We start from the raw sequence: 15477 nt of genomic DNA on the forward strand, positions 1-15477 counted from the left end.
ATTCCTAGGTAAGGGTCTGCCTTCCTCGCGGCCCGGCCCGGCGCTTGGCTGGAACACGACGGACACCAGGAAGGACAGGCTCGTGGAGACTCATACCCTCGCCGGTTCCCGCGACGTGGTCGCGGAGGGCCTCGTGACGCGAGCGCAGGAACTGATCCCACTGTTGAGCGCGCACGCCGCCGAGGCGGAGGAGAACGGCAGGCCGGCCGCGGCGGTGGTCAGCGCGCTGCGTGAGGCCGGGTTCCTGACGCTGTTCGCGCCGGCCTCGCTGGGCGGCCGGCAGAGCAGCCTCGCGACGGCCGTCGAAGTCTTCGACCGCCTCGGGCGTGGCTGTGGCGCGAGTGCGTGGACGGCCATGCTGGCCTCGGGTGGCTCCTATCTCACCGCGCTCCTGGGCGACGAGGCACGCGCCGACGTGTGGGGCGCGGGCCCGGACGCGATGGTCTGTGGTGGCTTCAGCCCCACCGCGAGCGCCGAGGTCGTACCCGGCGGCCTCTCGGTGAGCGGGCGGTGGCAGCCGTTGTCCGGGGTGCTGGAGGCGCAGTGGGTGCTCGTCGCCGTCCCGGAACACGGCATGGTGCTGATTCCCGTGGCGGCCGGTGTGGTGGAGCGCACGTGGCGGGTGGCCGGGATGCAGGGGACCGGCAGTCACACCTTCGTCGTGCGGGACGCGTTCGTGCCGGCCCATCGGGTGCTGTCCATGCCAAGGATGCTGAGCGGCGGTTACGCGTCCGATCACCCCGGCGAGCCGATCTACCAGGCCATGCCGATACCGTTTCTGTCCGTCGCGATGATGGGCCCGGTGCTGGGCATGGGGACCGGGATGCTGAGCGCCACCTTGGAACGGCTCGAGCAGGGCAAGCCGATCGGCGGCACCGTCTACCGCGACGCCCGCAACGCGCCATCCGTCCGGTTCGCGATCGCCGATGCCGCCTCGCGCGTCGACACCGCCCGGCTGCACACCGCCCGCGCCGTCGCCGACGTCGAGGCGGCTCAGCGTGCCGGCCGTCTCCTGCCCGTCGAGGCGCGAGCCCGGATCCGGATGGACACGGCGGCCGCCGTGACGGCGCTTCGCGAGGCCGTCCGCCTGCTGCTGGACGTCAACGGAGCTAGCGGCTTCGCCTCCGCCCAGCCGGTGCAGAGGTTTTGGCGTGACATCGAGGTCGCCACCCGCCATCAGATGCTGGCCGCTGACGCCGGGCGTGAGGCGTACGGCCGTGCCTTGCTGGGTGTGACGGAGCAGAGCTCGCCGATGCTGTGAACACTTCAGCGCGGCCGGGGTGCTCGCTCCCGGGTCAGGCCTTGTAGGGAGTGTTGTCGAGCCATCGCTGCCGAAGGGCCGGATCGCCCGTCAGCTCGACCGCCTAGTCCGCGAACACCCGCCGGCGCGTCACCCCGAGGAGCAGATCGACGGCGGGGCCACGGAGAGCCGCCGTCGCCTCCGCGCGCCGGTCGCCGGACAGGATCACACCTTCGCCGTCGCGGACCACCGTCCACACCGCCGGGACGTCGAAGGCCTCTAGCCTGAACGTCTGCCCCGGTCCCACCGGGACCGGGGCTTTGACTAACCCGTCCAGGGTCGAGATCATCGCGCCCGCGGTCAAGGCGACCCGTTCCAGGTGCTCACTGATGCCTTCGACGGCCAACTCGGGCGACAGCGAGTAGCCCCGGCCGAGCGCGATGGCGGCGTCCGCGCGATGCACCGTCGTCTCGGACAACCGCCGGCGCAGCCACCACACGATCGGTTGAGGACCGTACATTGTCCAAACCGATGCCTCGGGTGCCCTGCAGCCGAACGGCGTCGACGATGGCTTGCGCCGAGCCCGGCAGGCCCGGCCGCGTTTACATAGTCATCCGGCGTCTGCAGCAGCGCCCGCTGGGCGATCAGAGATGCGGCCCACACGTGGCCGTGGCCCAGGTGCTGAACGGAATCCTTCAGGCTCCACCCCGCCGTGGTCGGCACGTCGACGGTCAGGTCGGCGCCGGCGACCAGTTCGGCGAATGCCCGCGTCTCGCTCAGCAATGCGTCTTGGTAGTCGATCACTTTGTGGTCTCCCGGTTCATGCTCGGCGAATACATGTTCGCGCCTGTAGGTCGGAGACAATCCGGTTGCGGCATCGGATACCGCGGCGAGCCGGTCCTGGTCGCCTGAATGGTCCGTGGACACCAAGCCAACGGTGTCCGTCCGGCCGGATGCGGCGGATGAATTCTTTGTCCGGTCGGCCCGGGCGAACAGGGCGCCGGGCTAGAGTGCGTGACGCTCGGCCCGCGCCGGCACCACGCTCGTCCGGGAGGCCGACTTGCCGGATTCCTTGCTCGTCCTTCCGCCCGGGGCGGAAGCATTCCTCGAGGTACTGGTCGGCGAGAAGATTCCTCGCGCCGACGAGAACGCGTTGCGGCTGATGGCCGATGAGGTGAAATCTGTCGGCGACCGCGTCGAGGGCTTCGTTCGGCTTCTCGACCAGGCCGTCGGTCAGCTGCACGAGAACATCGCCGGGCGCGGCGGGCGAGCGGCGGTGGCCGCGATGGAACCCTTCGGCGGAACCGGCGGTTTCATCCCAGCCGTCGCCCGCCACATCCGCCGCCAGGCGACCACCATGGACGACCTGGCGACCCAACTCGAATACACCAAGTTGATGATCATTGCTACGGTGGTCGAGCTCTTCATGGAGTTTCTCTGGGCGATGGCCGTGGCCTGGTTGTTTCCGGGGATTCTGCCGAACCTGCTGGCGAGACTCCTGATCGGGCGCGCGCGGATCGTCGCGTTGGTGACGCGAATGCTTTTCTCCGTCGCGTCGGCCCAGGCCACCGGGATCGGCCTGCAGGTGATGCTGGACGCCATCGTCCAGGCGATCCAGATCGGCGAGGGCCACCGCCGGCGTTTCGACCCCGAACAGACCCGGCAGGCGGTCATCGCCGGCGCGCTGGGTGGAGCGATCGGGCCGGCCCTGGGCGCAGTGCTGGGCATTCTGGGGCGGTCCGCCGGCCGCCATGTCGAGGTGCCGTCGTGGGCCGGTGCGACGGTGAAGGACGTGTCCCAGGAGGCGCTGACCGAGGTCGGCGTGACCCTGGCCGTGAACGGCACGCAGGGCTCCCCCACCAGCGGATCCGATGTCGGCGGGAGCGCCGCGTCCGGAGCCGCCTCGGCCCTGGCCGGGCTGGGTGGCCGCCGGACGGGCCATACGCTTGCCGCGCTCGCCGCCTCGAGGTCGCTTCCCCGCCTGCACCCGGCGCGCGAGCGGCCCGGTGACGACTCCCCGGATCCCGCGCCGGCCGGAACCTTCGCGCTGCTGCCCGCGACCGGCGCGGTCACTACGCCGGTCGCGCCCACCGGAGTGCCGGGGTCGCTGCCCGGGCTTTACGCGAAACGGCCGGATCTGCTGTACGAAGTGGACTCGATCCGCGATGCCGAGAAGCTCATCAGCGATCTCGGGGCGGGTGTCGATGAGGCCGTCCGAGCCCGAGCCGCCACGACCTCACGCGGCCGCCTACCGGATCTGCCCGGCCGGACGGCCGACGTCTCGCCGGTCGTCGCGGCACTGCGCACCGACCGGCAATCGCTGTTCGCCTCCGGCGGCCGCAGTTTCGACATCAGGGACGGTTTCGGCAACTGGCATCGGGTGACCATCCGCCCGGAATGGAGCCCGGACAACGCCACAGCCGTCAGCCAGGCCGAGGACAAGGCGAAGTTCGACACGCGGGTCGATGTCGTGCAGGGCACGCGGGAATCGGTCACGACCGGCGGCACCGGTGCGGTGGGCGCCGGAGTCGTCGTTCCGCAGCGGATCGGCCCGGGTGGCGGTTTCGGTGGGGAGGTGGCCGTCTCCCGGCCGATCGACTCCGTCGAGGAGGCCGTGCGCCTGGCCGATTCCCACAGCGTGCGCAGTGGTGGTGCTTCCCAGCTGGTGCGGGCCCCGGTCACCTTTCACATCAGGGCGGAAGATCCGCGGGCTGAGGTCGGGCAGGGCGTCAGCACGGCGGCGGCTCCGATTCGGGCCGAGGTGACGTTCCGTTCCCTCGACGACCTCGCCAAGGCGCAAGCGCCGCAGGCGGTATCGGTCATTCGCCTGGACGAGCGCGCGGTGGGGGAGGTCGTCGAGCATTCCACCCCGGTGCGCATCCTGGGGGCGGCTCTCGACCTCGACGCCGGTCAGGTTCCGGCTGGGACCTGGCAGCAGGTGGCCGAGCAGATCTTGGCCAAGCTGAGCGCCAGCGGGACCGTCGATCCGGGCTCGATGGGCGCCGGCGACGCCCGTGACCTGTTCTCGGAATCATCGGTTGTCTCCCATCTGATCCCGGCTCTCGACGGTCCGGTGCACCCACCGGTGATCTCCAGTTCGCGCAGCGCCCACGCTCTCTCGCTGGAGATCGAGGCGGCCATGCCGGAGGTGAGCGTGCTGGCCCGGGTCGACAAGTCGTCGTTCCGCTGGCAGCCCGGCATCAGCACGGCGACCAGGGTGCAGCAGTCGTCGCGGACCGGCGCCGCGATCTCGGTGATCCCAATCCGATGGGCCTTCGGTTTGGGCTATGCCCAGGCGCGATTGTCCGGTGGCTTCTTCCGATCGATACAGGCCTCGCACTTGTCGGGCGCGGTGTCCCGCATCGGTACCGAGTTCAAGGACGTCAAGAACGTCGCGGTCGAGGCGCGCGTCCGCCTGACGATCACCCCGGCCGTCCGGGACGTGCTGGGCAGTCGTCTGTGGTCCGCCGGCACGGTTCCCGTCATGCATGCCGACCTGGTGGTCCTCGGCCGTCTGCCGCTCACCAAGGCGATCGAGCTGGCCGGCGGGGCCAGGACGCTGATCCCCTCGCCGCAGGCGTGGTTCGTCCCGCCGTACGCCGGGCTCGGCGGCCGCTCCGTCACCTACGGCTTGACCGGATTCGCCCGGCTGCGGTCCGACACGACCGAGCTGATCCGGCGGTTCGAGGGGGGTTTCCTGCCGAGGTTCTCTGACCAGGCCGGAGCCGCCCGGACGCGGAGCAGCCGGTCGGCCGTCGAGCGGGCCCGCAACCAGAGCGCCCTCGACAAGGTGCTCTCCTCGGCCGGTCTGCGCCAGGGCCAGCCCGCACTGCTCAACGGGGGCCTGATCGCCGAGCTGACCCGGACCCGAAAGGTGATCGGCACCGCGCACGTCATCGTGCACGTGACCGGCCGCTATCTGCACGACTTCACCCATTTGGGCCAGGAGACGGCCCAGGCGGTCCGCACGGTCCGGGCCGACGGCAGCCAGCACAGGATCGTGGCGGCCGGTCAGTGGCGGGGCACTGTGGCCCTGGAGGGCGGTGGCGTCTTCCGGATGCGGGCCGGCGGGGTGGCGGCCGCGCTCTCCCCGTACGGGGCGATCGAGTACCGCGGCCGGTTCAGCCGCCAGAGTGGCTCCCAGCTGACCGGACGGGAGATCCGCGTCAACGGCGGCACGCCCGGCTCGCAGGTTTTCGGCAACGACCTCGAGCTCACCGTGAACGTCTACTCGTACATCAAACGTCCCGGCTTCCACTCCGGGTCGCGGCTCGGGTTCGGCCGGGTCGTCGAGCAGCGCGTGCCTCGTCCGTCGACCGGGCTCACCCGTCGTACCGAGCCGGCCCGGGAGGCGGTCCACGGACTGACCCGGTTCCGGTTGGTCGAATCGAAGTCCGTGCGCGTCCTCCACGACAACAGCACGGTCATGCCGTACCGAATCTCGCAGGACACGGTTCTCAGCCGGCGGCCCGACCCGATGGCGGTCAGTCGCCGGGCCCAGCTTGATGTCGACCGCCTGCGGGACTGGGTCGACGCGATCCCGTCCGGCAGCAGGCCGGGGCGCCCGGTGCTGGATTGGCTCTCCGTCGAAGCCATGCCCGGCAACAGGGCCATCCTCGAGCTGGCGCGGGACGCGCTGACCGGCGCCCAGAAGTACGCCGACGAGGTCTTCTCCCACACCAGGATCGGCGGCCACCGCGGCGTCGACGGCCTGCGGGAGGGAAGGTCCCTCTGGATCGGCCTGATCAGCCGGCTCAACGCCGTCGACGAGGCCGGCCGGCTACGGGACATGCTCAACGATCATTGGACCGTCGACAAGCTGATGAGCAACGACGACGGGGCTCAGGTCGACCTGGCAGTCTCGGTCGCACTGACCAATCCGGCCCTGCTGCCGGCGCACGGCCACGTCTCGATCGAGAACGCGTCGGCCGGCGGTGTCCAGGTCGATGGCGCGAAGACATCGGAGCACCAGGTCGTCGGCCGGATCAACGGGTCGGCCAACATCCGCCGGACGGGAACGACTCGGAGCACGTACGGCGGCGGCGGGGTGCTGCAGGGCGGGATCGAGAAGATCGCGTACTCGAGGGCGGCACGCGCCGGGGAAAGCGTGTCCGGCACGATCGAGCGCAACGCCAACAACCGCAAGGGCAGGACCCGGTCGTACGTCGTAAAATTCGACATGCGGGTCACGGTGGCAGTCGAGATCACCACCGATCCGGCCCGGTTCGCGATCGTCCCACAGGCCCTGCGCAGCGGCGCCTGGCTGCACAGTCACAAGTCGATCCAGCGTGACGGCACCGTGACGAACGCCGTCTACCTGCGGCTCAGGGCCGACGTGGTGGCCGGACTCGGTCTGCTGCCGCCGCTCGGCGACGACCCCGGCCGGATGGCCCAACCATGGATGCCACCGTCGGCCGCGACCCTGCGGCCGGTTCCCGGGCACGGCCCAGGCCTGGGCCTCTACACGTTCCGTCACACGCCCAATCTGGTCCGGGCGGCCAAGGAGGCGCTGGCCGGCGCCGAGCACAAGGCGCTGAAGACGATCGCTGGCTCGGTCAACCACCCCGGCCTCGACGACCCGATGCTCAACCGGCGGCGCCTGCTCTACCTGTTCACCCCGCTCGGCCTGAAACGGCACTGGCCGGCCATGGTCGACGGCGGTGTCTCGGTGCTGCACCTGCGACCGGGCCGGCTCACCCAGCATGCCCGGGACGTGCGGCTGTTCGCTGAGATCACCAGCGACCCGGTCGTCAAGGGCTTCGTCGCCGACCATGACGATCTCGACATCAAGACCACGCTGGTCCAGGACACCGGCGTGACCGTGCAACGTACCCACGGCTCGTCGGTGATCGGCGGGGCCAGCGGCACCGGTGTCTCCAACCACCACAATGAGAACCTCGCCGTCGGTGCCGGCGACAGCGTCGGTCTCGCCTCGCACACGGTCAGCTCGCAGGCCACCGGCCTGGCCGACGGGCACACCGACACGAGCTCGGCCCGGGGCGTCAAGGCCCGCATGGAGTTCGCGGCGAGATTCTCCCTGATGGTGTTCGACCGCGGCCGGCCGGTCGGTGAGCCCCTTTTGGTCGTGCACGACGTGGTCGAGCAGGACCGCTGGGCTGACGACCTGCGGCCGAAGCGGGGTCCGGGCGAGACGGTCAAGGCGCCGACCCCGTACGAGATCGGTGAGCCCGCCGAGCTGGGGCCGGGGTGGACGACCTCGAACGGCCTGCCGCTTCCGCCCCGGTTCTCGGCCGAGGACCTGACCCAGGTCGCGCAGCTGCAGAAGGTGGTCGAGAAGCTGCTCGTCTCGTCGGCCCGGCGGCTGGCGCGCCCCGGATACGCCGGCGCGCACACAGTCCATCAGAGTCTCACCCCGGAGATTCTGCTGCCCGGAGTCGGCCGGATGCTGACCCGGGACGGCCTCGAGCTGCCCACCGCCGTCAGTGCCCAGATTTTCGGTCAGAGCGCTCAGGTCACCATCAGGCTGGTGCCCGAGGCGGTCTCGCTCATCGGTATCAGCTCGGGGGTGTTCCGGGAACATGCGGGGCTGAGCACTTCGGGCTACAGCGCGGGCACCAATCAGATCGTGCAGTCCTTGCGCACGCCGCGTGTCCCACTGCTCGGTCGCGGCTACGCCGACGACGCCTTCCAGGCCCTCGAACAGGGGGGTCCGGGCGTCTCGGCCGGCGATGCGCAGGTCGCGACCGAAAGCGCCGGCGGGTCGACCACCGTTCTCGGCAACACCAAGCCGGAAAGCCGCTCGGCCGCGGTCGACTACCTGTGCCGGGTCGAGGTGACCATCCGGCTCGACAAGATGGTCGGCCGGAGCAAGTTTGTCAGCAGCGCGTCGCCGGCCGTCATCTCGACAGTGACGCTGCGAATGGGGCTGCACGATGCCCGTACGGCGCTCGGCCTGTCCTCGGACGCCGGCAAAGGCGCGTTCGAGGAGCTTGTCGCCCACGAGAAGACCCTGGCCGCGGCGGCCGACGAGTTCGTGGCGGCGGCAGAGAAGATGGACAATGCCCGGTTCGACGCCTACGCGGCGACCGGCCCGGCGAAGGACTTCCTGGTCCAGACGATTCCCGGACTCGTCACGACCTGGGAGGAAGCCGGCCGAAAGTGGTGGGATCTCGAGCAGCGGCATCACGAACTGCTCCACCGGTTCCGGCACGACCATCTCGGATTGCCGGGCTCGTCGATTTCCGGCGGCCGGGGAGCCGAGCTGGCGGAATACGTCCGATCACTCGGGGAATGAGGAGTGGAGATCATGACCGGTGACCTCGTCGGGGTGGATGCCGATGTGCTCCGAAACAGTCCGCCGCTGCGGGCGTTGCAGGCGCAGGCGGGCGCGGCCGCCGCCGATCTTGATCGGTTGTCGGCGGGTTTTCTGCAGATCGTGTTCCCCCACGGGGAGCCGAACGCCGGCATCGACCGGGCGATCACCGACGTCCTTCATCCCCAGTTGCAGACCATGGGCGCACTGCTGGAAAGCCTGGCCTCGTTCGCCGGCGGCAATGCCGAGGGGGTCGAGGACCTCGTCGAGGTGCTCGTCGCGGCCGACGGGGACGCGGCCGACCTGGCAGACGGTACGCGGGGCGTTCACCACTGAGCCGACCGGGTGTGAGTAACCGGCCGAGGTGAACTTTTCTGACCGCCGGCCGACGTCACACGCGAGACGTACGATCCAAGAGGTAAGAAAAGCCGCACTGAGGACACGAACCTCCTGTGGACGTATCGACAAGGGAAGTCTGCTTCTCGATTCTGGGACCGCTGCGGGCGACGGTCGATGGCGTCGAACTGAGTCTGGGCAGCCGCCAGCAACAGACCGTGCTGGCCGTTCTGCTGGCCCATGCCGGTCAGCCGGTCGACCGGCATGAGCTGCTGACGGCGTTGTGGCCGCAGGATTGCCCGCCCAGCGCCATGAACGTGGTGCAGCGGCACATCGGCGCGCTGCGCCGGGTGGTCGAGCCCGGCCTCGGTGTCCGTCAACAAGGCCGGCGGCTGGTGGGCCGCCCTGACGGCTACCGCCTTCTCGTCGGAGCGGGCACGCTGGATCTGCTGCGGTTCCGGCAGATGGTGGAAGCGGCTCGTGAGGCGCTCGGTGCGGGGGACCGGCCCACGGCGATCGCCCGGTACGTGGAGGCGCTCCAGTTGTGGCGTGGACCGTGTGCCGCCGGCCTCGGGCCGTTCGACGAGCTACCGGTGTTCGCTCGCATCGACGAAGAGTCTCGCACTGTCGCGCTCGATGCCGCCGCGACGGCGCTGGAGTGCGGCCGCAGTGCCGAAGTGCTCGCCGTTCTGCGGCGGGCGGCCGAGCGGCATCCGCTCGAGGAGGCCTTGCAGGCGCAGTTGCTGCTGGCCCTGGCGGCGCAGGGTGAGCAGGCCGAAGCCGTCGTCGCTTACCGTCAGGTGAAAGACCGCCTGGCGGCCGACTTCGGGATCGACCCGGGCGAGTCACTGGCCACGGCGTACGAGTCGGTCCTGCGCCGCACCAGCGAGGCGGAGGCACCAGCGAAGGTGCCGGCACCGGCACAGCTGCCACCGGACCTTCCCGGCTTCGTGGGCCGCCACGCGGAACTGGGATTCGCCGAGAAGCAGCTCCTGAGTGGTCGACCGGACGACGATTTTCCGAGTGTGCTCGCCGTCGACGGGCTTCCCGGCGTCGGCAAGACGACCTTCGTCATCCACCTCGCCCACCGGATCGCCTCCCGGTTCCCCGATGGTCAGCTCTACGCGGACCTCCAGAGCTATGGCGGCGCGGAGCCCTCCATAGGCCCGGCCGAGCTGCTGCGGGGCTTCCTCACCGCACTGGGCGTATCGCAGCAGGAGATCCCGCCGACCTTGTCGGCCATGGCCGGGCTCTACCGGACCCTGCTCAACGGCCGCCGGATGCTCATGGTGCTGGAGAACGTGCGAGACGCCGGCCAGATCCGCGACCTGATGCCGGCGTCGCCCGGATGCGCCGTCGTCGTCACCAGCCGGGGACATCTCTACAGCCTGGCTGGAGTAGCCGGGGCGACCATGCAGACCCTCGAGGTGCCTTCGATGGCCGACGCACGGGCCACGATGATGACCCGCATCGCCGCCCACCGGGCCGAGCCCCGTCAGCACGAGGTGGACGAGATCCTGGAGCTCTGCGGCCGGCTGCCCCTCGGCATAGCGTTGATCAGCGCGCGCGCCGCCGCCTATCCGGAGGTCGGCCTGGCCACGATCGCGGCTGAACTACGCGACGACAGTGCGCAGCCGGCCCGGCCGGCCGGTGGTGGTGTCCGCGATGACGTGCAGACCGTCTTCGCCTCCTCGTACCGCGTCCTCACCACCCGGGCCGCCCGGCTCTTCCGGTTGCTCCCGATTGCCCCCGGCGCTGAGACGACCGGCGCCGCCGCGGGCAACCTGCTCGGCTTACCGCCCCTGGCCGCCCGCGAGCTTTTGGGGGAACTGGCCCGGACCGGGCTGGTGACCGAGCACCGGCCCGGCCGTTTCGGGCTGCATGACCTGCTGCGCTGGTACGCGTCCTCGTTGAGCGCGGAGTTCGACGACGAGGGGGAGCGGTCCGCCGCGCGGCAGCGCGTGACCGACTACTACCGGCACACCGCTCACCAGGCGAATCTGTTTCTGAGCCCACCATTGCGCCTGCCACAACCCGATCCGCCCGCGGCCGGTGTGACGCTCCAGCCGCCGGCCGACCGAGTGGCGGCGTTGAGCTGGCTCGACGCCGAGCACGACGCGTTGCTCGCGGTGATCCGGCTCGCCGCGGAGGCGGGGGAGTCGACGCCGGCGTGGCAGCTGGTGTGCAGTCTTCAACAGTTCTGGATGTGGCGAGGCTGGTGGCAGACGTGGGCGGAGTATGCCCGTACCGCGTTGCAGGTCTGCCAGGTCGGGGAAGACCGGCTGGGTGAGGCGCATCTGCACCGGAGTGTGGCCGGAGCGTATTTCCTGCTCGAACGCGCGGACGAGAGCTATCCGCATCTGCGGCAGGCGGCCGAGCTGTTCGCCTCCATGCCCGGTCATGTGGAAGAGCTGGCGTTGACGTTCTACAACACGGCCGCCGTGCTGGAACGGGAGAAGCGGTTCAGCGAGGCCGAGGCTCAGGGGAAGAAGGCGTTGCGGCTGTACCAGTCGATAGATTACCGAAGAGGCGAAGCCGGTGCGCTGATCGGCCTCGGCCGCTGCGCCGTGGGCCTTCACGATCCGGAGACCGCTATCGCACTAGGTCGTCAGGCCATGGCGATCCTGAGTGCGGAAGGCGCCGTCAACGAGGTGGGCGTGTGCTGGTCGGTCATCGCCGACGCCTACTTCGAGCAGAAGAAGTACCAGCAGGCCATCGCGTGCATGCGCATGGCCATCAACGCCTACCGCGTGGGAGGTCACGACACGAACATGGCGCTGGCGATCCTGGCGCTGGGTGACATGTACCTCGCGGCCGGAGATCCCGAACAGGCCCGCGACGTCTGGGGCGCCGTCATGGCCTCCCTGGACCGCCTGCCGGCTCCGCTTCAGCGTGACTTCCGCAACCGGATGCACGACGTTGTGCCGCCTGCAGGGGGAGACCCTGCCTGACCTGACGCAACCAAGCATTTCGATGAACTTGGTGCCGGCCCCGACGACTATCCCGGTATGAATCTCCCCTCCGAGATGCCAGCACCGCCGACCCGGGTGGACGTGGCGTGATGTCACTCCGCAACCTACGCGCCGGCGCCGCAACCGTGGCCGGTCTGACCGCTGCCGTCCTCACCGGACCTGCCGTCGGAGCGGCGCCCCCGGCCGTCGGTACGCCGGCCGCCCCCGCCGGTGAGGTGCTGGTCGTTCTCAAAGACCGCCTCACAGCGCTGCCACCGGACGCCGGTCACGAGGGCCGCCGCCGGTCGTCGGCCACCAGCCAGCAGGATGCCGTCGGCAAGCGCGCCGGCATCACCGGTGCAGTGACTCACCTGACGGTGGGCAACGCCTTCCTCGCCACCGTCACTCCCGCCCAGGTCGCCGCCCTCGGGTCCGATCCGGACGTTGCCCGGATCGTCCCGGCCGCCACCAGAATCGCGACGGCGCCCGTGCACCCTCGCGGTGACTCGGGGCCGGCCACCGGCCGTCGTCACCCGCTCGTGACCCCACGTCCCGGCCGTGACGCTTCGTCTGCGCTCTGCCCGACGGACCCGTCCCAGCCGTTGCTCGAGCCGGAGGGCCTGACCGCCATCCACGCCGTCGGAACCGACGGCGCCGTGGGCGCCCAGCAGCTCGCCGACGGGTCCGGGGTCAAGGTCGCCGTCATGGCCGAGGGCCTCGACCCGGCCGCACCGGACTACCGCCGGGCCGACGGCAGCAGCGCGATTGTCGATTATCAGGACTTCTCGGGCGCCCCGGTGGCGGAGAGCGGTCACGCGTACGGCGAGGAGATCTACGGCGACGCCTCGACGATCACCGCGCAGGGAAACGTGGTCCACGACCTGTCGACTTTCGTCAATGCCACCCATCCGTTGCCGTCGGGCTGCACCATCCAGATCCGAGGTGTCGCCCCGGGGGCTGACGTCGTCGCCCTCAAGGTCCTGGACGGTGGGCCGCAGGGCACCTACACCACCATCGGCTCCGTGGTGCAAGCCATCGACTACGCGGTGACGGTCGCCCACGTCGACATCATCAGCGAGTCGATCGGGGCGGCGAGCTACCCCGACGCCGGTACCGCCAACGCCGTACAAGCCTTCAACGACGAGGCTGTCGCCGCCGGTGTCACGGTGATCGCAGCCGGCGGCGATGCCGGGGCGACGGGGACTATCGGGTCCCCGGCCGCCGACCCGCTGGTCATCTCCGCCGCGGGATCCACAACTCAGCGCCTGGCGATGCAGACCGCCATGGCCGGCACCACGTTGTCGAACGGACACTGGGTCAACGGCAACATCGGCGCGTTCTCCTCCGGTGGTATCACCCAGTCGGGCACCGTGCCGACGCTGACCGCACCGGCCGACGCCGGATGGGCGGCGTGCTCTCCCGATATTTCGGTGCCCGGCTGCACTTCGTTGAACGGGGATCCGGCTGCCCCGGCGCCGAGTGACATCGAGGTGTTCGGCGGCACCAGCATGGCCGCACCTTTCATCGCCGGAACAGCGGCACTGGTCATTCAGGCGTACCGGCGGGCTCACCACGCGAGCAGTCCGGCCCCGGCCCTGGTGCGCCAGATCCTCACCAGCTCCTCCGATGACCTGGGTGCACCGGCGGACCAGCAGGGCTCCGGACAGGTCAACGCCCTGGCCGCGACCCGTCTGGCCATGCGGGCCGGCCATCCGGACAAGCCAGGCGCCGCATCCGGAGACGGTGTCCTCCTGTCGGCCTCGCAGCTGACAGTCACGGCGGCGCCCGGGCAGACCGCTACCAGCCGCGTCACGGTCAGCAACCCCGGCTCGCGGGCCGTGGTGCTGCATCCGGGCCTGCGCCGACTGGAGCCGATGGCTCCGGCGGAGCAGAGCACTGTGTCGCTCGACCCGGACACCGACCCCACCTTCGCGGGCCCGCGTGGCGAAACCGACAGTTACCGGCGCGTTCCCTTCACCGTCGGGCCGCACACCGACCACGTCGCGGTCGCCATCGCTTACCACAGCACGGATGCCATCGGATTCAACGGGGCGGCCTTCGGAATCCCGACGCCCCAGGTGAGCGTGACCCTGCTGGACCCGAGCGGCGCCTACGTCATCAGCAGCCGGCCACAAGGCGGCACCACCGCCGGCAACTACGGCAACGTCGACCTCGCTCGACCCCGGCCGGGCAGATGGACGGCCGTCCTGTCAACCACGCCGGCGATCGGCAGTCTCCTCGGGGTGCCCTTGACCGTGCCGGCCTTCAAGGGGGACGTCCACTTCTCGGTCCGTCAGGAGCGTTGGACGCGGGCGGGCACAGCGTCGCCCGCGACGCTCGTGCTACCGCCCGGAGCGAGTAGTACCGTGGTCGCGCACAGCACGCTGCCGAGCACCGGCGGCGACTCCACGGCGGAGCTGACCTTCGGCGCCGGCCGGCCGGTCGTTCCCGAGGTTCAGCGGGCCCTCGTGCCCGTCACCGCCCGGGGTGGCCGCTTCAGCGGCACCGTCACCGGCGGCAACGGGCGGGGTCTGCAAGCGGCACAGACGACGACGTACGCGTTCGACGTCCCGGCCGGGCATCGTGATCTCGACGTCTCCACCGTCTTCAGCGCGACCGGCACGCCGGCGGCCATGATCGCGTTGATCGCGCCGAACGGGCAGATCGCCAGTGCCCAGAACAACATCGGAGCGGATCTGGCGAAGGACACCTTCCTCAGCGGCAACGCTGTTCAGAACTATGTGGCGAAACCCCAGTCCGGCCGCTGGCGCCTGGTGGTCGTCATCGGCCAGCCCGTGCCGGGTGACGCGGTCAGCTCCGCGTTCACCGGAATCATCACCTTCGACAAGGTCGCCGTCGACGCGGCCGATCTGCCGCACCAGCGGACCACCGTCCTGCCCGGCGGCAAGCCCACGACCGTCCACATCAATCTGGAGAACACCGGATCGACCACCCTGTCGGCCTACGCGGACGCCCGGACCGCGGTGGTCGGAACGGTGAATCTCGGAGTGGCCTCGCAGACGCTACCGGTCGACGAGTCCGGTTTCCTGCTCGCACCCCGGTTCCGCGTACCGCCTCAGACGACGGAACTGTCCGGCACCGTCAGCGCCGAGCTGCCGGTCATGGCTCAGATGGACGGACCCACCGCGGGCCTGCTCCTTTCCGCCCCGAGCGCGGTCGGGCCGGCGACCTCCGGTTCGGGACAGTCCTCCACCGCAGTGGTGGACGGTGCCGGCGGGTTCGTCAGCGCGGGGGACTGGGGACTGCAGACAGCACAGGTCGGGCCGTACGGATCGGCCGGGGCACCGACGGGGAGCAGCACGATAACCATGTCCGCAACCACCCCGGGGTTCGACACCTCGGTGACGGCGTCGACCGGCGATCCGTACCAGCCCCCGGCCCTGACGACCGGGCCACCGCCGGGTACGCCGTCGGTGATCCAGCCGGGTGCCCAGGCGGGCATCGACGTGACGATCACGCCGTCGGCGCCGGCCGGAACAGTGGTTCGCGGTCATCTCAACATCGTGACGGCCGCCGACGCGAGCCTTCTGACGAAGATCGAGGACGCGACGCCGCCGGCGACCGGGCAACTGCTGGCTGTCATCCCGTACGAGTACACCGTCGGCGCGGCCGCGTCGCGCTGAACCACATGTGCGCCGCCCGGCTCCACGGCCGGG

The 15477-nt window shown here is 70.3% G+C and carries 7 protein-coding genes and 1 pseudogene; 6 read left to right on the top strand and 2 right to left on the bottom strand.

What is annotated here, in order from left to right; genetic code table 11:
- Positions 1 to 82: 82 nt before the first annotated feature.
- On the top strand, positions 83 to 1261 hold the full coding sequence (locus tag AB0J66_RS20155; RefSeq protein ID WP_364662561.1) for an acyl-CoA dehydrogenase family protein: 1179 nt from the start codon (positions 83 to 85) through the stop codon (positions 1259 to 1261).
- Positions 1262 to 1364: 103 nt separating this feature from the next.
- Here AB0J66_RS20155 and AB0J66_RS20160 read toward each other — a convergent pair whose 3' ends face one another.
- Together AB0J66_RS20160 and AB0J66_RS20165 are read right to left on the bottom strand one after the other, a co-directional pair.
- Entirely contained in the window at positions 1365 to 1739 is a 375-nt protein-coding gene (locus AB0J66_RS20160) for a hypothetical protein (protein WP_364663014.1), read from the bottom strand.
- Between the two features lie 104 nt (positions 1740 to 1843).
- A pseudogene (locus tag AB0J66_RS20165) lies at positions 1844 to 1963 on the bottom strand (hypothetical protein); the annotation flags it as partial.
- On the opposite strand from AB0J66_RS20165, the gene AB0J66_RS20170 reads away from it, so the two are divergent.
- The 5 genes from AB0J66_RS20170 (at position 1904) to AB0J66_RS20190 (ending at position 15444) form a co-directional block, all read left to right on the top strand.
- Positions 1904 to 2152 carry a hypothetical protein gene (locus AB0J66_RS20170; protein ID WP_364663017.1) on the top strand — a complete coding sequence of 83 codons (249 nt, stop codon included), beginning with the start codon at positions 1904 to 1906 and terminating at the stop codon, positions 2150 to 2152. The pseudogene AB0J66_RS20165 and the gene AB0J66_RS20170 overlap by 60 nt on opposite strands.
- 148 nt (positions 2153 to 2300) lie before the next feature.
- Positions 2301 to 8495, top strand: coding sequence for a hypothetical protein (locus tag AB0J66_RS20175; RefSeq protein ID WP_364662564.1), 6195 nt, complete (start codon positions 2301 to 2303; stop codon positions 8493 to 8495).
- Between the two features lie 12 nt (positions 8496 to 8507).
- Positions 8508 to 8849: a hypothetical protein gene (locus tag AB0J66_RS20180; protein WP_364662567.1), complete on the top strand. Its 342-nt coding sequence runs from the start codon at positions 8508 to 8510 to the stop codon at positions 8847 to 8849.
- A gap of 116 nt (positions 8850 to 8965) precedes the next feature.
- Positions 8966 to 11800, top strand: a complete 2835-nt coding sequence (locus AB0J66_RS20185; RefSeq protein ID WP_364662570.1) for a BTAD domain-containing putative transcriptional regulator — start codon at positions 8966 to 8968, stop codon at positions 11798 to 11800.
- 110 nt (positions 11801 to 11910) lie between these two features.
- On the top strand, positions 11911 to 15444 hold the full coding sequence (locus AB0J66_RS20190; protein WP_364662571.1) for a S8 family serine peptidase: 3534 nt from the start codon (positions 11911 to 11913) through the stop codon (positions 15442 to 15444).
- The last annotated feature ends 33 nt before the right edge of the window (positions 15445 to 15477 follow it).

The sequence above is a fragment of the Actinoplanes sp. NPDC049598 genome (assembly GCF_040675435.1).
In the GTDB taxonomy this organism is placed as follows: domain Bacteria; phylum Actinomycetota; class Actinomycetes; order Mycobacteriales; family Micromonosporaceae; genus Actinoplanes.